Raw genomic sequence first — 18919 nt, 5'->3', positions numbered from 1 at the left:
GCCGTAGGCTAACGCACCTAAACAGACGAGATAAATATGGTGCGTTACTTTGTTAACTAATTTGGCATATCAAGTTATACGGCTTGAGAAGGTGGATAATATATAGATAGAATGCTCCCCCGAACGAACAAATTATGTTATGTCAGCAAAAGATAAATTTCACGATGTTGTAAAATTAGGCTTACAAAAAGATGGTTGGACTATTACAGATGATCCTTTACGTATAGAGTGGGGTTTGGTTGAATTATATATTGATTTGGGAGCAGAAAAGATTATTGCGGCTGAAAGATAAGGAAAAAAAATAGCTGTCGAGATTAAGAGTTTTCTTGGACAATTTATTAACTATCGCTTTGCACTTTCCCAAGAACAACCAGAACGCATTTTATATTTAGCGATTCCTTCAGATACTTACGAAACTTTTTTTAAGCTGCCATTTCCTCAGATGATAATTCAAGAATATCAATTACTGTTGCTAATTTATGATATCGAAAATGAGGTTATTCTCAGATGGCTAACTTAGATAAATATAGAAAGTACATTCAGCAGTTATTAACAGTATATAGTCAGTATGAGAAATCTGATAGTGAAGTGGAAGCACAAACTATCTTTGATACCGAACACGACCACTATCAATTAGTATATGTGGGTTGGGAAAACAAGCGGCGTGTATATGGTTGTGTATTACATTTAGATATTAAGAATGAAAAAATTTGGATTCAACATAATGGAACGGAAGCTAATATTGGTGATGAATTAGTCGCTTTAGGCGTTGCTAAACAAGATATTGTATTAGGATTTCACTCGCCTTACAAAAGACAGTTCACAGATTTTGCTGTAGGTTAATATTTGCTCTACTGACAAACATTTTTCGTTTCAATCAAGGAAAAATATATGACAATTCTCAACGCTCGTAATTTATCTTTAGAAGAAATTCAGCGTCTGTTTGGCTTTCAAAAACAGTACAGTGACTCATTTTCTAACTACTTATCTCTGCAACCTCTCACGGAGACAGAACAGCAGGAACTCAAACAAATTCAGCATGACTTTGATAGATACCTGACAGTAGGAAAAGTTTCTGAAGGTCAGGTAAAGTTTCTTGCAGTTGCCCCTTTATTAAGATTAGCTGGTTTTTATCGCTATCCTATCGAGATTCTTTTGGAGGAAAATATTGCTGATATTGAAGTTGAAGATGAAGATATCAAAATTAAAGGAAGATTTGATATTTTAGCTATTAGTAAAGCTAAACATACCAAACCTCAAACATATTTTTGGGTACTATTAATTGAGTCTAAAAATAGTCAGATTGATATATCAACAGCTTTACCTCAGCTACTCACATACTCTTATAAAAATTTAGATAATCAAAAATCAGTTTGGGGATTAGCGACTAATGGTAGAAGTTATCAGTTTGTCTATATCGAACAAGGAAATCCCCCGATTTATTATCTGTTACCAGAATTAAATTTAATGGAAAGAGAGCGTTCAACTCAGTTGTTACAAGTTTTAAAAGCAATTTGTCAGCTTTAAAAGGTAATTTAATTAGAGCTATCGCATCGAAAACTTATTCACCCACGAGGACAGAGAGGCGGAGAGAGCAAGACTGAGTTTTTATGCTACTTTACCAAAACTGCGATCGCCATGAATCTCAATCACCAGATCAACCAGGGTAATATTTTTTACCAACGGATTGACAAATAATTCCGGGTGAAGCGATCGCCAAAAATAATTGACAAATTGCTCTATCTCTGCATCGCTCATCCCCGATTTCCCCGCAGCAATCATCTGCTGTTCCGCCTGTTTGCGCCACTCCAAAGAATAGCGATAATCGGTGGGATAGAGCAAAATTAAGCTGTCTAATCGCTCCCACAGTGGTAGATAATCGTGGAGGCGAAGATTAATATCACGGGCGAATGTTCTATCCTCATCTGTGAGAATTGGCGGCGGCGCAGTCTTAAATACATCAGGGTTGATTGGTCGCACACCCACAAACCAACCTTCAAATAGTACAATATCTACACCTGTTACCATTTCAGGAGTCGTGCGATCGCCAGCGCCTCTGTATGCAGATTTATCAAAGCGGGGAACCATAACTGGACTTTGCAACTGGCGGATTTGATCTAGTACATTTAAGCCTAAGTCTATATCGTGGGTTCCTGGTGGGCCTCGCCAAATTAAGCGGGGATCTTGCTGTATTAAAACCAAGCGATCGCTGTAAGTTTTGTATAAGTCATCTAAAGATAAACTCAGAGTGTGATATCCTAAATGCTGGAGAATCAAACTGAGAACTTTAGACATTGTAGTTTTACCAGTACCTTGTACTCCCAATATTCCCTGAATCATCGGGCGGCTTAACTGTTGGCGCTGCAATGCCAGTTTCATCCCCAAAGGAAGCCACAAGTCCCACAATACCTGTAACATTTCCTCGGGTTGTACCTGGAGACTAGTTTGGCAGAATTGACTAAAAGCTGGAAACACAGATTTTAGTAAATGCGATCGCCTTTCTATCACTTCATGGACATTTTCCGGTGTGATCCCAAAAGCTTTTGCCCTTAACTGATCTGACAGCGCAGCAACTCTAGCTTGCTGCTGCCAAGTTTCCCCCACCGCATCCGTTACTAGAATTTCATTCAGCCACAAATTCATAAATTCATTATCTCGCTACGATCCGAGCTTAAAGGCTTCCAGAAACAGACTGTAAGTGAAACCAATTTTGAGCAGATTTAGTGAGTCTACTAAGAGCGATCGCCTGTCCAAAAAGCTACGACTGTAAAATATCCTACTAGTAATTTCCGTCAACACTACTAAAAAACCCGCTATCGCAATGTCCAATACACCCTGTTGACCGGCTGTAGTGGAAACTGCGTTTCCCAGAAAAAAACCGAACAAAAAACTAATTATCAGCAACGATAGTCGCCGCCAAGGATTTAAAAACCATTGCCCCAAGCGTGTAGCAATGGCATCCAACAAGTTATTGAGACGAGTGTTTTGCATTAAAGGGACTTCTGGGCCAAAGTCAAGATATCTTGAAATATATCTATATTAATTAAGGAGGATATTGGTTTTAGAATCAGCTTGTTTGTTAATATTGTATATATCTATTGGGCTTCCAGTGTTAATTCAAATTTGACCATTTTTTCATCTTCAGGGAAGTATAAACCCTTAAGGTGCTTGCTTCTTCTGGGGTGGGCATTTTGCCGCTCGTAGCCAAAAGCAGACTTTTCTGCCTATGCCACAAGGTTTGATCGTTTATTTATTGGAAATCCCTAAAAGGCGGCTTTTCCTCGCCCCAGATAAAATATACCAGTTAGATTTATCTCAGGTTTGAGAAAGTAAGCCTTATTGAGACCGCCAGTACAGCACGGCGTAAATTGAACTAACATCTCAATTAACCAGACTTTTCACGTTATATGTAAAAGTCCACAAAAAATCTAACCCTCTTCCCGCGTCGCCAAGGGGGAAATTTTAAAGTCTCTCCCTAAAAGTAGAGAGATTTTACAGATACCGTGAAAAGTCAGATCAATTAAGCAGACAACAACTTGCTTGAGCCATTTGTTAAAGGTAGGCAAACTTCCGCCACAGTGTAGTAGCGGTTTCACGGAACTTTTTTTATACAAATCAATGGGTTTACTAGGTATCAAATTTTATTGTTTATATCTAAGGCTACGGTCAAAATCTGAAGCAATGGGTGTCTGTACCTCTTGTTTGTCAAACATCAAAGAAATTATTTACTCCAAATGTTTGCTACTCACAATGATATTTATAATACATTCGTATCCTTAATTTTAGAAAAATCTATATTAGGCTACTTTGTGTGATTGTCTTTTGGGATAATAGGCTACTATTTGGTCAAGCCTAGACAAAATATTTATTTCTAATAACTATCAATATGAAATCTTTAGTGTATCGTAACGTCGGTGTTACAGCTTGTTGCTTGGGACTGCTTGTTGCTTTGGTGGGATACTTTGGAGTTAGCGTATCCTTTGAGTCCACAAACCCAGATACATCTTCACAACAGCCAACTCAAACTACCCAGTGGAACTCAACTTCGTCTACACCTGTTTCACCTGAAAAAGGGATTGACGCTAGTCTTTCTACTCCAGCAACAATTCCAACTAGTGAAGTAGAACATAGCAGTAAAAATAATACTTATCCTGTCTTGGCAGATCGTGATAAATCAGCTAGTAAAGCCAACCAACAAGGGAGTTTGCGAATTAGCAATCAAACAAATCAGCCCGTGCGGTTAGCTCTATTGGCGCGACAGTCGGTAGCAAAAGGCTCTGGTACTAAACAAACTAACTATGATGTACCGGCACATTGGGATTTTGATCCCCAAGAAGGTAGTGAAAAAGGATTGATTCTATCCCTACCTCAAAATAATTTAAAGCTGGAGAAGGGAGATATTTTAGTTGCTTTTGCACAAGATGGTTCACGTCGTTACTGGGGTCCTTATGTTGTCGGGGAAACTCAATTACCTAAATGGAATTCCCAAAACAGAGAATGGCAACTAGTACTGAGTCATTAAATAAATGAGTAATAAGTAATGAGTAATAAGTAATGAGTAATGAGTAATACCCATTACTTATTACTCATTACTTATTACTTCAAAAATAAAGACAGTTGGAGTCGGGGATTTAAACCCCAACTCAACTGATACTACGTCGTGTAATGGTTGGGGTCTTAAACCCTTGAATTTACGATAAACAGTGCTGTTATACCATTTGTTTATGAAGATGCGCCTGTAGGACTTACCCAAAACCGCGCTGTAGGGGCAATTCATGAATTGCCCCTACCTGAATAAAGCGCAGCCTCACATAGAATTGGTGTTAGGGGATAGGTATAGTTGAGCCTGTACGGAAGCAATTTTTGGAGGGTGAACATTGTTTGGCGTTTGCTCAGACGTTTATTTTTACATAGCTACCCCACAGTTGCTAAAGTGTTGAATAATGAGTAAAGAAAAATTGTTAAATTAAAAACTCCGAAGAACAAAAGATAGATAACCAACGACTATTGATTAGTGATTGTTGACTATTGACTAATGAGAATGAAACTGAGTGTTAAGCACACTGTTGATCAGTGGTTCAACAAAATAGCAAAAAATCCCGCCCTTGGTGTAACTGTGTCGATTTTGTGGCTGATGGCGATTGGCTGGATAGCTTTTGGCTGGAATTTGGGCAACATTGGCTTGATTGATGAGACAGAGCCGCTATTTGCCGAAGCTTCCCGCCAGATGTTTGTCACAGGTGATTGGATTACCCCATTTTTCAATGGTGAGACTCGTTTCGATAAACCTGCTTTAATTTACTGGTGTCAGGCGATCGCTTATGCAATTATTGGGGTGAATGAGTGGGCAGTACGTCTTCCTTCTGCGATCGCCGCCTTCGCTTTAGTTTGTTTAGCTTTTTACACCATCTACTGGTATCTGGGTAAACAAGACGAATTAGAGCAAGTTTCACGTCCTACTCGCCGCTACTTAATATCTTTTATCGCAGCAGCGCTCATGGCACTCAATCCCGAAACCATTATTTGGGCAAGAACGGGTGTCTCTGATATGCTACTCACCGCATGCATGGCATCAGCATTATTGTGTTTCTTTGTAGGGTACGCAGGGAAAGAAGGGACTGGGGAGGAATTTTCCCAAACCCGGAGGGAAGCGACCTCCCTATTCCCTAATAAGTGGTACTTAGCTTTTTATGTGCTGATTGCTGGCGCAATTTTGACTAAAGGACCAGTGGGAATTGTTTTGCCAGGGATAATTGTTGGTGCTTTTTTACTTTACGTGGGCAAGGTACGAGAGGTATTGCGAGAAATGCACCTCTTCGTAGGTATACTGTTAATTATAGTTTTATCAGTGCCCTGGTATGCTTTAGTAATTTGGCGCAATGGCTGGAATTACATTAACTCATTTTTTGGTTATCACAACCTAGAACGCTTTACAGAAGTAGTTAATGGTCACTCAGCACCTTGGTATTTTTACTTTTTAGTGGTGCTGCTGGGTTTTGCGCCATACTCCGTGTATTTACCAGCCTCTATAGTCAGACTAAAGTTTTGGCAGCGATCGCATTGGCGATCCGTTGAACGTTTTCAGCAATTTGGTTTATTTGCCTGGTTCTGGTTTGCTAGCATCTTTAGCTTTTTCTGCATTGCTGTCACCAAACTCCCTAGCTACGTATTACCTTTAATGCCAGCAGCAGCAATTCTGGTAGCCCTGTTGTGGAGCGATCTTTTTCCAAATATAGAGAATGAAAATGACACGGAGAAAGTATTAGAGAATTTATCCTCATCCCCACGTCTCCCAGTCCCCGCGTCACTCGTCTGGAGTGGTTGGGTAAATGTAGTGTTTTTATCATTTTTGGCAACAGCACTGTTTAACATAACCCATATATTAGGTACTGATCCAGCCATAAGTAACTTCCACGAACTAATTCAAAAATCTGGTTTACCAATAATAGCGGGTGCAATTTGGCTAGTTTGTGCCGTTTTGGTTGCGGGTTTATTATTAAGTCGCCGTTGGAACTACGTTATCAGTATTAATTTAATTGGGTTTGTGGCGTTTATAATTTTTGTCTTAACGCCTGCTTCATTTTTTATTGATCGAGAACGTCAATTACCCTTAAGGGAATTGTCTGCGATCGTTCTAGAAGCAAAACAACCAGATGAAGAATTGATCATGCTTGGTTTCAAAAAGCCCAGTGTGGTATTTTACAGCCACATTCACGTAAATTATTTAGGATTTCCCCAAGAGGCTATAGACCATATTAAAAAACAGGCTGCCAAAGGACTAAAACCTGCATCAGTGTTGCTGTTGGCTGAACAGAAAAAGTTTTTACAAATGGACTTACAGCCAGATGATTACAAGAATTTATCGACTAAGGGGGCTTATAACTTGGTTCGAGTTCCTTTTAAGAAAAAGAAAAATGAAAAAATGGACATATCGTAATTGGGGATTGGGGATTGGGCACTAGGAAAGATAAGTATGTAGATTTATATCCCAACCAATCTTAAAAGAATTTCTTCCTCAGTCCCCAGTCCCCAGCGATGCACTGAGCTTGTCGAAGTGTCCCCAGTCCCCATTAACATTTGCCATTGTAACCATTGACAGCTAATGCTTGATTGATCTGGCTTAACAGGTCTTCCATTGAGATCGATCGCGGTAATATTTGAGTAGCGATCGCACCAACAACAGTTTCTATGGATTCCAAACCATTCTTCTTCTGCTTGTCAATTTCCTTGTAAGCTACTCCAGGCGGTAAACTGCTTTCTGGGCGATTTAAGCGCTGATTCAGTACCAAAATCGGTGGTAACTTGTCAGGCGAATCCCCTAATGTTTTCAAAGCTTTTAGCACATCTTTATGGATAGCAGATTCTCCTAAACAAATTAGCAGTAAATCAACGCTTTGGTGGCGAATTTGTTGTAACACTTCTGCCCAACAAGGACTCATCGCCGCTTTGAAGCCTGCTGTTTGGAGATACTGAATTAAAGCTTGGAACCACTCAGAACCCCGTTCCGCAGTTTCACTACTAATTGAGCAATTTTTTTCTGTACGATAACTCTTAACTTGCTTGCGTCTTACCTGGGGAAAATCCCGCAGCATTGTCAAATCCACTACTAAGATGTTAGGCGGGCAACAAATACCAGAAGCAATTTGCAGTACTGATAGTAAAGCATCTGTTTTCTCGGTGCGACTGCTGTTGTCTTTCGCAAATGGTGTTAAGTAAGGAAATACAGATAGCCCTGATATCTTAGAAGCAATTAGGGTAGTTGCAACATCGCAAGTAACTAGGGGTATAGCCGCTAAACGTGGATGCCCAATTAGTTGTTGCAGATAAATTTGGGCGGTGGTACTTTCGACATCTAGCAAAATGACATCAAACTGCCATACCCGCGCCAAAAGTTCTGCCTGATCTAGATCATCGACTTCAATCACCCGGTGTTCTCGAAGTGAGGGGTGGGGATTAACCGATTCTAACTGGGGATTCACCAACCGGAGAATTCGCAGTGCGGTTTTAGTCGGGATAATTGCGCTGTTGTTTAACGCTAGCTGCCCAACTGCTTCTACAGTAGATAATTTTTCGAGAACTGGTGCTAAAAGCTGATGCTCTACTGGCAAACTTAAGAAACCATCGGCTCGGTTAGCAAATGCTTGATCCTTTTCAGCTCCCGTCGCGGTAACAATTACAGATATATGACGGGTTGCGGTGTCAGATTTTAGTAAAGTCAGCACATCCCAGCCTGATAGCAGGGGTAGCAACGGATTCAAAAATATCACTATTGGTTGCAAGCGCCGAGCTTTTTCTACTGCTTCTGTCCCCGATCGCGCAATCACGACTCGATATCCTAAGCCTTTAAGTTGCTCGGTCAAGTCTTCAATATATCTGGCTACTGCCTCGACTACCAAGACCAACCGTTGCGAACTAGCATGATGATGTTGTGTGGGCGTACTAATATGCTGGCGAGCTGCTGTGGAAATTTCCCGTGTTGGCTGGTGTCGTGTCTCCTCGTCTTCTCTGATTCCCATATCTGGTTCAGAAAAGCCTGTTTTCGGGGGACTGGGCGGCAGAAGTAGGGTAAACTGGCTGCCTTTTCCTTCACGCGATAAGAAGCTGACATCTCCTCCGTGGAGACGAGCCAAGGCACGAGTTAATACTAGCCCCAAACCAGTGCCTTCAAATTGGCGGGTGAGGGGATTTTCTAGTTGTTGAAATTTTTGAAAGATTAAGTGTTGCTGGTGTTCAGGAATGCCAATGCCTGTATCCCAAACTGTAAAGGCAATCCATCCTTCCCAACGACTCACCCGTAGCCCAATTTCGCCGGATATTTCGGTGAATTTAAAGGCGTTGGAAAGTAGGTGTACTAGCATCTGGCGTAAGCGCAATTCATCTGCCACCATTTGATCTAAGCCTAGTTCAATGGAAAGGCAGAATTCCGGGGCTGATGAACGGGCATTTTGAGTTGGCGAAGCGGGTGTAGCTTTGGTAGTTTGAGTGTGGATCGTTTTAGCTTCTGATAAGGCGCGATCGCACACAGCCCGAATTTTCACCGGAGTCAGCGTCAAATCCATTTGCCCCGTTTCCATCCGAGTCAAATCCAAAATGTCATTCACCACACTCATCAGGTGGCGGCCACTTTGATGAATCAGTCCCGCATAACGGGCTTGACGCTCATTAAGTTCTCCCAACTGCTGATCCACCAGCAAGCGCGATAATCCTAAAACGGCAGTTAGGGGAGTTTTGAGTTCATGACTAATACAAGCTAAAAATTCATCTTTCAAGCGATTAAGTTGAATTAAATCGGCATTTTTTGCTGCCAATTCTTTGCAAAGCTGCTGTTGTTCAGTCACATCAGTAGCTAAAACTAACCACAAATCATTGCTGAGTGCAACCTCAGATTCAGCACTCATGACTTTAAATTCAGGACTATCTAAGGGAATTTTGGCAAATTGCCAGATTTGCTCTTGACCATTTTGCACTTCGACAACGCAGGTACAAGTACCCACTTGACTATCCAAATAGCACCGACTGTAAGATGTTTCTTGCTGAGTCAGTTTCTCTTCACCATCATGCTCATTCTGCCTACCATTGGCATGAACCTTGATTGCTCGTTGACTGATATATTCTGGTGTTTCCGAGAGGTTAGGGACAAGTATTGCCTCCACCTGTTCCCTAACTCTTTCTGGATCTTTCAAAGCTCCTAATTGCTGCCACCAGGCGGGATTTCGTGCTATCACCTCACCAGTACCCGTTTGCAACATCAAAGGCCAAGGCAGTCTTTCCAGCAAGTGTACCAATGGCTGATGTCCCAAAGACTTGGATTCATTTGGTCTAGCATCATACTCATGGCGATGCTCACCTGAACTTTCTAAGCCAGCCATACGTTCCTTAGCTAGCGATCGCAACAGGCGTGAACTATCCAGCAGCCCTAAATATCGACCATCAGAGTCAATCAGCGCCCAATCTAAATTCTGGTGTTTTTCGCCTTGTGGATCAAACAAGGGCAAGCTCAATTTCTCTACACGCTCATAAGCTGATATTGTCTGTATTGGCTCAATTAAACCTTGACCCCAGGTAGAGAGTGATTGGTGTAAATTTAGATTTTTATTTTCACTATGTGCTAATAATTTTGGGATTAAACGGGCAGAATACAGCAATCCGATGGGGCATTGCTGTTGATTCACTACTACCAAGCGATCGCACTGCTCTTGCTCAAAAATCTCCAACACCACTGCCAGAGAACTTGTTTGAGGGCAGCTAGGTACGGTTGCCTGAAAGTCATAAAGCGGGTAATCTAGCATTAACATAGGGCTTTGGGGGTCATTCTTCCCGTGGAAACCTTCGGCATTTCCATCTGCCAGTTGATGGTCTTTTCGCCTGAAGCCATATCCTCTAAGAAGACTCATATAAGCAACTCTGGTTATTTCAACGCCATTAAAACAACGGGATTTTTCATCACGGACACTTGCTTGTGGACGAGTGCATTTTTCCTAAAAGCGACGTTTTTTATTTGTCGCAACTAGCCTCCTCCAGTGTCTTACTGGTATTTAAACTCCTCATATATAGCGACGGCTAAAACAATTATGACCCCAAAGATTCGCTTTAGAACCTTGAGGAATTATAATGATTTGGAATGCGACAATCCTTTAAGTTCGTTTAAGTATCTTATCAATGAGCAAAATACAAAAATATATCTATTTATATAAACAAATATGCAAATAAGGAGTTAGCTACTGTGTCTGGCGATGCGGACTAGTACCCGATCATCAAAGGTAGGGGAAATTCATGAATTGCCCCTACCCGAAAATCAGGATTTCGGCTATTGTTTGCGTAAGTCCTGCCCAAGTCGCGTAACTTGTCTGGTTAATTGAGATGGTAGGTGCATTTACACCGTGCTGCACTAAGTTGTTGAGTAGCTACCACTATCTGGTAATACAGAGTGTCTGGGGTGCAATGCACACCTAGTACTACCCTAGAAGCGTTAGCCAAACTTATCAGCCCACATTTCTTGGTCAGGGCGATCAAGGAGATATATTCAAGAATAGATGTTATTACCGATATTGATTCTGAAACTTAATGTTAACAAATGCTTAGATAATCCAGTTGACTTAGCCAACCAAAAAGGTTTGAGGGCGTGGGCGGGGAAATTTATTGACGCAATTATTGCCAAATTTTGCTACCTACCTGTTGCTGCAACTACCTTTGCAAAAATCAACTATTTACCAAATTGTCTGCAACAAAATCCAAGTAAGACATACACTGGCAAATATATCTATGTATTTGCCAGTCAGATGCAAAAAAGTCAACAGCACTTTCAGGAGATGACTCCAGTAGAAAGGCAAGGATTATTAAGACAGCTTAAATCAGATTATAGCCTGATTCTTATAGACTATTTTAGCACAGATAAAACACTCAAAGATAAAATTGATAAATTTATCAATACCATATTTTATGCTAATATTCCTGTGCCCCAAATAATTGAAATTCACATGGAGGTAATTGAAGAATTTTCTCACCAGCTAAAATTAGAAGGAAGGAGCAATGAAACATTACTTGATTACCGCCTAACATTGATAGATATCCTAGCTCACCTATGCGAAATCTATAGGAGTTCGATTTCTAAATAAATTAATTGATGTTCAACTTGGTACAAGCAATTGCTGTTAGTGATTCCCAATGGGCGAACGATGTTGTATTTTTATGATCGTGACTAGCCATTAAGTATATGAAGAAACCCAGAAAAACCTACGTTCTCAAGCTTTACGTAGCAGGGAACACCCCTAATTCAGTCCGGGCATTAAAAACACTAAAAGATATTTTAGAACAGGAATTTGAAGGTGTTTATGCTTTGAAAGTGATTGATGTCCTGAAAAGCCCACAACTGGCTGAAGAAGATAAAATATTGGCAACGCCGACATTATCTAAAATTTTGCCTCCACCCGTTCGCAAAATTATTGGGGATCTTTCGGATAGAGAAAGAGTATTAATTGGATTAGATTTGCTCTATGAGGAACTGAGTGAAGAAGATTTTGAAGAGTAAGATTTTAATCATAAAAAATTGAGTCCAAACTTTAGTCAGTAGACAGGCATAATTAAACATAAAAATCAAATTATAGCTCGTAGTGAGCGATTTATCGCTCAAAAAAATGATGATCAGAACTAAAGTCCTGACTACAAACTTTAATTTATTTACGCCTAGCTACTTCCGAAAAAATAGGTTTTCATCCCAATTTATTATCAAGCAATGAGTGAAAACGAGCAAGTAGAACCAAAGCAACCACCGAAAGCTGGGGGTTTAGAAAAAATTCGGACGATGATCGAAGGGTTTGACGATATTAGTCATGGTGGTTTACCAATTGGTAGAACTACCTTGATTAGCGGCACCTCCGGCACAGGTAAAACTTTATTATCTCTTCAGTTTCTTTATAACGGCATCACCTACTTTGATGAACCAGGAGTATTTGTTACCTTTGAAGAATCACCGAGTGATATTATTAAAAATGCCAATATTTTTGGTTGGAACTTGCCACGGCTAATCGAAGAAGGTAAGTTGTTTATTCTGGATGCATCTCCCGATCCAGAAGGTCAAGATATCGTTGGGAATTTTGACCTTTCTGCACTCATTGAGCGCTTGCAATATGCTATTCGTAAATACAAAGCTAAACGAGTTTCAATCGACTCAATAACAGCCGTATTTCAGCAATATGAAGCGATGGGAGTAGTGCGACGCGAGATTTTTCGCCTGGTAGCACGTCTTAAACTGCTGAATGTCACCACTGTAATTACCACTGAACGTGGTGAAGAATATGGACCTGTTGCCTCATTTGGAGTAGAAGAATTTGTTTCCGATAATGTCGTAATTGTTCGTAACGTTTTAGAAGGAGAACGCCGCCGCCGCACAATTGAAATTCTCAAATTGCGCGGTACAACTCACATGAAAGGCGAATATCCCTTCACAATTACTAATGAAGGAGTTAACATCTTCCCACTGGGAGCAATGCGCTTGACTCAACGTTCTTCTAATGTCAGGGTATCTTCTGGTGTCAAAACCTTAGATGAGATGTGTGGTGGTGGTTTCTTTAAAGATTCAATTATTTTGGCAACAGGAGCCACCGGTACTGGCAAAACCCTGTTAGTCAGCAAGTTTATTCAAGATGGCTGTCTCAATGGAGAACAAGCGATATTATTTGCTTATGAAGAATCACGTGCCCAACTATCTCGCAATGCTTCCTCTTGGGGAATTGATTTTGAAGAATTAGAAGATCAAGGTTTACTCAAAATCATCTGTACCTATCCTGAATCAACTGGTTTAGAAGACCACTTACAAATTATTAAATCAGAAATTGCTGTATTCAAACCAGCTCGCATTGCCATTGATTCCCTATCAGCACTAGCGAGAGGAGTGAGCAATAATGCATTTAGGCAGTTTGTAATTGGTGTGACGGGTTATGCTAAACAAGAAGAAATTACTGGTTTCTTTACTAACACAACTGACCAATTTCTGGGAGCGCATTCCATTACTGACTCTCATATTTCCACGATTACCGATACAATTATAATGTTACAGTACGTAGAAATTCGTGGAGAAATGTCGCGGGCAATTAACGTATTCAAAATGAGAGGCTCTTGGCATGATAAGGGCATTCGTGAGTATAATATTACTGCTGATGGTCCAGATATTAAAGATTCTTTCCGAAACTACGAACGGATTATTAGCGGTGCTCCTACTCGCGTTAGTATCGATGAAAAGGCGGAACTTTCTCGCATTGTTAGACGTTTTGAAGACAAACAGAGTTCCGAACCCTAAATTTAGTATCGTAGTATATTCTTTCCTAAGTTTAGTATCGTGCTATATTCTGTGGTGAAGAAAGGTTTTCTGCCGCTAGTATTGATTTTTGTGTGAGGGGATGCGGTGAAAGGACAGCAATTATTTTATAGCTTCTTACCTGGTGTGACAGCAGCAGTCTTAACAACTCAGGCTGCTTGGGCTGGTACTGTGAAAGTAACCGGGATACAGATAGCGTCTTCTCCTAGTGTTTTGACTTCTACTTTTGGTCAAGACTTACCTGTAGACACCGCGAATACGCAACTGCCTAAAGGTACAGATGTTATTGTTCCAACTCTAGTACCTGCTTTTGGTTTTACTAAACTTAGTGTCAAGACCTTAAATAATAACAGTATTCCAGTATTCACGGCTGGAAATACTGATGTGCCAATAAAACAAGTATTTAAGAAAGGTGAAGGTAGATTTTTCAGTTTGACACCTACCTCTAATCCTTCCCAAGAGCTAGATGTTAGCCGTTCTGCTCAAAGTGACCAAAAAAACAGTAATTCACACCCGAATGGTCAGAAATTAAAGAGCGTAGTAGTTCCTAACTACACTTCCAAACCTCCTTCTGTCCAAGAAGAAATTTTGTCCATGTCTTCTGTACAGCAGCCAGTGGCTCAACAGATAAATACTGTTAATCAGTTGCAGTCATTTTTACAAACTTCAACTACGGGGGTAGGAGCAGCAAAACTTTTGTCAGGGCAGAAGTGTCCAAAGGAGTTGGAGAAAAACAAAAGTGATTCCTCGGCTTCTTTGCGACTAGTCTCTAGCACCTGCTTAGGACAAAATACGGCTGGAGAACTTTTAGCTCAGACTCCAGCAGGTTCGGTACAACCTCAGATTTTACCAGGAAACGTAACTCCCGCGCCAGCAGGTTCGGTACAACCTCAGATTTTACCAGGAAACGTAACTCCCGCGCCAGCAGGTTCGGTACAACCTCAGATTGTGCCAAGAAGCGTAACTCCTGCAACCTCAGGTTCGGTAAAAGTTCCAGAGAACTTGATTCCCAATGCAAATCCCCTGCAATTTCCCACCAAGCCAGAGGAAGTGAGACTTCAGGAAAATCAACCGATTAGTTTGGCACAGGCTCTAGAGCTAGCACGGCGTAACAATCACGATCTACAGGTGTCGATATTGCAGCTAGAACGCAGCCGCGCTGCTGTGCGCGAGGCCCAAGCTGCTTTGCTTCCCACTCTTGGTATTAGTGGTAATATCACTCGCGGTCAGTCTGCTTCTAGTCAGCTTCAGGATGAACTATCTAGACAGCAAGGTTTTCCCTCTAACACAGGTGTACCTAGTACAGCTTTCAACGGTCAAGCACAACTGACATATAACCTTTATACTTCTGGGAATCGGGAAGCTACCATCAGACAGGCTGAGGAACAGGAGCGCTCCGATCAACTGGCTGTAGAAACTCAGTTTGAGACAATCCGTTTAAATGTCGCCACTGACTACTACAATCTGCAACAAGCGGATGAACAAGTACGTATTTCTCAGTCGGCTGTGCAGAATTCCCAAGCTAGTTTGCGTGATGCACAATCTTTAGAGCGAGCTGGGGTTGGTACGCGGTTTGATGTGTTGCGATCGCAGGTAAACTTAGCAAACTCCCAACAAAACCTGATTAATGCTATCTCTCAGCAACAAATTGCCCGTCGTCAGTTGGCGACTCGCATCAGTTTGTCGCAGTCAGTGAATATCAGCGCAGCTGACCCTGTACAATTAGCTGGTCTTTGGAACCAGTCACTAGAACAAACTATTGTCCTGGCTTTTCAAAACCGTTCGGAACTGCAACAGCAATTGGCGCAACGTAATATCAGCGAACAACAGCGACGGCAAGCACTTTCAACACTAGGACCTCAAGTTAGTTTGGTAGCCAACTACAACCTACTAGATCAGTTCAATGATAGTGTCAGCGTGACTGATGGTTATTCAGTAGGAGTCCAGGCAACCCTAAGTTTGTATGATGGGGGAGCCGCGCAAGCAAGAGCAGCTCAGGCAAGGTCTAATATTGCGATCGCCGAAACTCAATTTGCTGAACAGCGCAACCAAATTCGCTTTCAGGTAGAACAAGCCTATTCTACCCTGGAATCTAGCTTGACCAATGTTCAAACCGCTAATACTGGTTTAGAAGAAGCTAGAGAAGCTCTACGTTTAGCGCGTTTGCGATTCCAAGCTGGTGTAGGCACTCAAACAGATGTGATTAACTCTGAAAACGACCTCACAACAGCTGAAGGTAATCGAGTCGCAGCAATTTTGAATTACAACAAGGCTTTAGCTCAGTTACAACGGTCTGTTACCCTCAGAGCGCTACGCTAATATTGCTGGCTCATCTTTCAATTAAAAATTCTCAAAGCCTCATTTTTCAATAATTACATTGAAGAATGAGGCTTTTTGCTTATTTTTTCATCTAAACCTCTAGGAGAACCCCACCAAATCTGTACAGCAATTTTAAAAATGATTGCGACAGATGGACAGAGAAAACCCAGATACACCAAGCGGTTTCCAATCCAAAATGCAAAATCCAAAATGGTATCAGATTGGTGGTGGGAGGAATGGAGTGTCACACCACTCACATTCCGAAGTGCTTCATCCAGACGAGTTATTTGCTGGTCTTTAATCACCTGTTGGGGAATCACTTGCATAGATGCTGGAATATCCCGGATTGGGGTATCAGTCATCCTCTTAGATCAGATGCTACTTGCTTTCATCGCGGAAACCCTAAGAGCAAAGAAGCCCGGAGAGCCGTACAACGCAATGGCTCAACTTTCCAAGAGGGATTTTGGACTGTGAAAGCGCCTCGAAAAACGTATTGGTAACAGGAATTTTGTGAAATGATATAACATAACTGAGTGTTCGCTCGCCTTGTCAAAGACTCATGACTAAAGTAACATCTCAAGAGATTGCACAGTTTCGCTCTCAATTGGCAGATGATCCCAGCGATATGGAAGTGCTGGATTTGATTGAAGACTGTGATGGAGATTTAGAAGATGCAGCGATGACGCTAGCTATCCGCGCCGGACAACAACCAGAAAGAGCAAATTCCGAGTGGTTAGATGCCTTGGCGAGAAAATGGCGTGTGGTCATTTGCGAACAAGAATATCGGGAAGATTTGCTTAATACTTCTCTTCAAAAGATGATGGAACGTCTAAAAACAACCCCAACATTTCCTAAGATTTTGGCAACACCAGTTTTGATATATGTCCTGAAGCAAGGCGTGAACCATTTTTGTGAGCCATTAGATTCCCTAAAGTGATCAGCCGATGTAGATTTAACTGGTGCGATGCCTGGGTTGGGCTACGCCTACGCAGATTGCAGTTGAGTTGAACAGGTCGTGCCCAATGCGAGGTTGAATCGACCAGGACTGATACGCTGTTAATTAAGGCAAAACTTCTATTGGACAAATTGTTAAATCATGCATTACCTTGTTGCCGTATTACCAGACCGTATTCAAGCCGAAGCTGCTTACTTAGCTTTAGAAGAAGAAGGCATAAACAGTACTATCCTGGGGAGGGGGTATAAAACGGCTGACGAGTTTGGCTTAATTGACCCCAAAGACCAAGCTAAAAAGCAAGCAAAACTGATGGCAACCTGGCTGATCCCCTTTGGCTTTTTTGCAGGTTTTACCTTCAGCCTGATCACTAATTTAGATACTTTTGCCTGGGCGGGTGAAGTTGGCAATCACATCGTTGGCGGACTGCTGGGTGCTGCTAGTGGTGCTATGGGTGGTGTGTTTGTCGGTGGCGGAGTTGGTTTAGTCGTAGGTGGTGGTGATGCTTTACCTTATCGCAACCGCTTAGATGCGGGTAAATATTTAGTTGCCGTTCAAGGTTCTGAAACTCTCACTCGCCAAGCAACCAAAATATTACGTCAGTTTGATCCAGAAAATCTCCAAGGTTATGCTGACACAAATACTGTGTATTGAATCAACCATAGTTTACACATCACGACACAGCGACTTGAGTTGCTTGCCTGTTCCTTGGGAGTGGCGCAAGCCTCTGTGACAAAAACAAATCCCAAGTACAAAGGCTCTTGGGGGTACGGGTTGCTGATGATTGGTATGCATTGGTGAAAACCTGCTGAAATGGGAATTAAAGCTAGAATCAAGATAGTTTTAGCAGCTTAATTTTCAATTAATAACTCATAATTTTTAAGAATGTTGCCACGAGAAGAACTTTTAAAAGGTGTTGAAAATCGAGATAGTGTAGCTCGTGTAATTGACCAAGCAGAGCAAGCCATCAAAACTTGGGAGGTGGTTTTGACAGATTTTCTATCTCCCCCAGAATTGGCAGAAATTCAACGGGTGTTTAACCGATTAACAGAAGTGCAATTGGCGGCGTGGGGTGGATATCCCCAAGCTGAACGCCAAAGAATAGCGATCGCACGTTCCGAACTCCCCTTAGATCAATCTCAAGTCAGCCTCGTCGCCGTAGAAATTGCTGGTAATTTCCTGTTTGATACCGCCTCTCACCGCGACTTTTTAGGCGCAATGTTGGGGACGGGAATTGTTCGTGAAAAGACGGGAGATGTGATTGTCTTGGGAGAACGAGGGGCGCAGGCCATTGTCGCCCCAGAGTTAGTGGAATTTCTGGAAATGAGTCTTAAGCAGGTGCGATCGGTTCCTGTGAAAACTCAGCAGATTCAGGTAACTGAATTAAAGGTTAGGGAACCGAAGAAAAAAGAATTAACTACTGTAGAGGCTTCTTTGCGATTAGATGCGATCGCATCTGCTGGTTTTGGGATGTCGCGCAGCAAAATGGTTGATTTTATTGATGCTGGTGATGTCCGCGTCAATTGGAAGGAAGTTACCCAAGCTAGTTCTCAACTGAAATCTGGCGATTTAATTGCCATTCGCTCTAAAGGACGTTTAGAAGTTGGGGAAATCGCCGTTACAAAAAAAGACCGCTACCGAGTTCAACTAACAAGATATATTTGACATCCTCACCGGACTGAAGCCACGGTGATTCTGGAGTAATAAGTAATGAGTAATGAGTAAGAATATTCACTTATTACTTATTACTTATTACTTATTACTTATTACTTATTACTTATTACTTATTACTTATTACTTATTACTTATTACTTATTACTTATTACTTATTACTT

At 41.5% G+C, this 18919-nt stretch carries 15 protein-coding genes and 2 pseudogenes; 12 read left to right on the top strand and 5 right to left on the bottom strand.

Features of this window, described 5'->3' with window-relative positions:
* The first annotated feature begins 139 nt into the window (after nucleotides 1-139).
* From V7K50_RS06815 to V7K50_RS06805, 3 genes and pseudogenes are all read left to right on the top strand, one after another.
* Nucleotides 140-520: pseudogene (locus V7K50_RS06815) on the top strand (XisH family protein).
* Nucleotides 508-843, top strand: a complete 336-nt coding sequence (locus tag V7K50_RS06810; RefSeq protein WP_334958424.1) for a XisI protein — start codon at nucleotides 508-510, stop codon at nucleotides 841-843. Before V7K50_RS06815 ends, V7K50_RS06810 begins: the two are co-directional and overlap by 13 nt.
* A gap of 48 nt (nucleotides 844-891) precedes the next feature.
* Nucleotides 892-1527: a restriction endonuclease subunit R gene (locus V7K50_RS06805; RefSeq protein WP_334958422.1), complete on the top strand. Its 636-nt coding sequence runs from the start codon at nucleotides 892-894 to the stop codon at nucleotides 1525-1527.
* A gap of 81 nt (nucleotides 1528-1608) precedes the next feature.
* On the opposite strand, the gene V7K50_RS06800 is transcribed toward V7K50_RS06805, so the two are convergent.
* Together V7K50_RS06800 and V7K50_RS06795 are read right to left on the bottom strand one after the other, a co-directional pair.
* Nucleotides 1609-2643 carry a glycerate kinase gene (locus V7K50_RS06800; RefSeq protein WP_334958420.1) on the bottom strand — a complete coding sequence of 345 codons (1035 nt, stop codon included), beginning with the start codon at nucleotides 2641-2643 and terminating at the stop codon, nucleotides 1609-1611.
* Nucleotides 2644-2658: 15 nt separating this feature from the next.
* Nucleotides 2659-2991 carry a DUF565 domain-containing protein gene (locus V7K50_RS06795; protein WP_334958418.1) on the bottom strand — a complete coding sequence of 111 codons (333 nt, stop codon included), beginning with the start codon at nucleotides 2989-2991 and terminating at the stop codon, nucleotides 2659-2661.
* An 895-nt stretch (nucleotides 2992-3886) separates the two neighbouring features.
* Between V7K50_RS06795 and V7K50_RS06790 the strand changes: the two genes are divergently transcribed.
* Together V7K50_RS06790 and V7K50_RS06785 are read left to right on the top strand one after the other, a co-directional pair.
* On the top strand, nucleotides 3887-4522 hold the full coding sequence (locus V7K50_RS06790; protein WP_334958416.1) for a hypothetical protein: 636 nt from the start codon (nucleotides 3887-3889) through the stop codon (nucleotides 4520-4522).
* A 513-nt stretch (nucleotides 4523-5035) separates the two neighbouring features.
* Entirely contained in the window at nucleotides 5036-6937 is a 1902-nt protein-coding gene (locus tag V7K50_RS06785) for an ArnT family glycosyltransferase (protein WP_334958414.1), read from the top strand.
* 133 nt (nucleotides 6938-7070) lie between these two features.
* On the opposite strand, the gene V7K50_RS06780 is transcribed toward V7K50_RS06785, so the two are convergent.
* Complete coding sequence (locus V7K50_RS06780) at nucleotides 7071-10295, bottom strand: ATP-binding protein (protein WP_334958663.1); 3225 nt, start codon at nucleotides 10293-10295, stop codon at nucleotides 7071-7073.
* A 738-nt stretch (nucleotides 10296-11033) separates the two neighbouring features.
* On the opposite strand from V7K50_RS06780, the gene V7K50_RS06775 reads away from it, so the two are divergent.
* The 4 genes from V7K50_RS06775 to V7K50_RS06760 all read left to right on the top strand — a co-directional run bounded on the left by V7K50_RS06775 (nucleotide 11034) and on the right by V7K50_RS06760 (nucleotide 16132).
* Nucleotides 11034-11615, top strand: a complete 582-nt coding sequence (locus V7K50_RS06775; RefSeq protein WP_334958412.1) for a KaiA family protein — start codon at nucleotides 11034-11036, stop codon at nucleotides 11613-11615.
* 98 nt (nucleotides 11616-11713) lie between these two features.
* Nucleotides 11714-12028: a circadian clock protein KaiB gene (gene kaiB, locus V7K50_RS06770; RefSeq protein ID WP_334804843.1), complete on the top strand. Its 315-nt coding sequence runs from the start codon at nucleotides 11714-11716 to the stop codon at nucleotides 12026-12028.
* A 204-nt stretch (nucleotides 12029-12232) separates the two neighbouring features.
* Nucleotides 12233-13795 carry a circadian clock protein KaiC gene (gene kaiC, locus V7K50_RS06765; protein WP_334958410.1) on the top strand — a complete coding sequence of 521 codons (1563 nt, stop codon included), beginning with the start codon at nucleotides 12233-12235 and terminating at the stop codon, nucleotides 13793-13795.
* 105 nt (nucleotides 13796-13900) lie between these two features.
* Nucleotides 13901-16132 (top strand): TolC family protein, encoded by a 2232-nt coding sequence (locus tag V7K50_RS06760; RefSeq protein ID WP_334958408.1) that lies wholly within the window; start codon nucleotides 13901-13903, stop codon nucleotides 16130-16132.
* A 245-nt stretch (nucleotides 16133-16377) separates the two neighbouring features.
* On the opposite strand, the pseudogene V7K50_RS30645 reads toward V7K50_RS06760, so the two are convergent.
* Nucleotides 16378-16491 (bottom strand): annotated as a pseudogene (locus V7K50_RS30645) (TonB-dependent receptor plug domain-containing protein); the annotation flags it as partial.
* 200 nt (nucleotides 16492-16691) lie between these two features.
* Between V7K50_RS30645 and V7K50_RS06750 the strand changes: the two are divergent.
* The gene (locus V7K50_RS06750) at nucleotides 16692-17069 is read left to right on the top strand and encodes a hypothetical protein (RefSeq protein WP_334958405.1); all 378 of its coding nucleotides are present in this window, start codon (nucleotides 16692-16694) and stop codon (nucleotides 17067-17069) included.
* Between the two features lie 159 nt (nucleotides 17070-17228).
* On the top strand, nucleotides 17229-17738 hold the full coding sequence (locus tag V7K50_RS06745) for a hypothetical protein (RefSeq protein WP_334804944.1): 510 nt from the start codon (nucleotides 17229-17231) through the stop codon (nucleotides 17736-17738).
* A gap of 12 nt (nucleotides 17739-17750) precedes the next feature.
* On the opposite strand, the gene V7K50_RS06740 is transcribed toward V7K50_RS06745, so the two are convergent.
* A complete protein-coding gene (locus V7K50_RS06740; RefSeq protein ID WP_334958403.1) occupies nucleotides 17751-17879 on the bottom strand; it encodes a hypothetical protein in 129 nt (42 codons plus the stop codon).
* 90 nt (nucleotides 17880-17969) lie between these two features.
* Between V7K50_RS06740 and V7K50_RS06735 the strand changes: the two genes are divergently transcribed.
* Nucleotides 17970-18749 carry a photosystem II S4 domain protein gene (locus V7K50_RS06735; RefSeq protein ID WP_334958401.1) on the top strand — a complete coding sequence of 260 codons (780 nt, stop codon included), beginning with the start codon at nucleotides 17970-17972 and terminating at the stop codon, nucleotides 18747-18749.
* Nucleotides 18750-18919 lie beyond the last annotated feature (170 nt).

The sequence above is a fragment of the Nostoc sp. genome, from assembly GCF_036917135.1.
Classification (GTDB): domain Bacteria; phylum Cyanobacteriota; class Cyanobacteriia; order Cyanobacteriales; family Nostocaceae; genus Nostoc.
The sequence above is the reverse complement of the archived record's forward strand: the minus strand, read 5'-3'. Positions and strand labels throughout refer to the sequence as shown.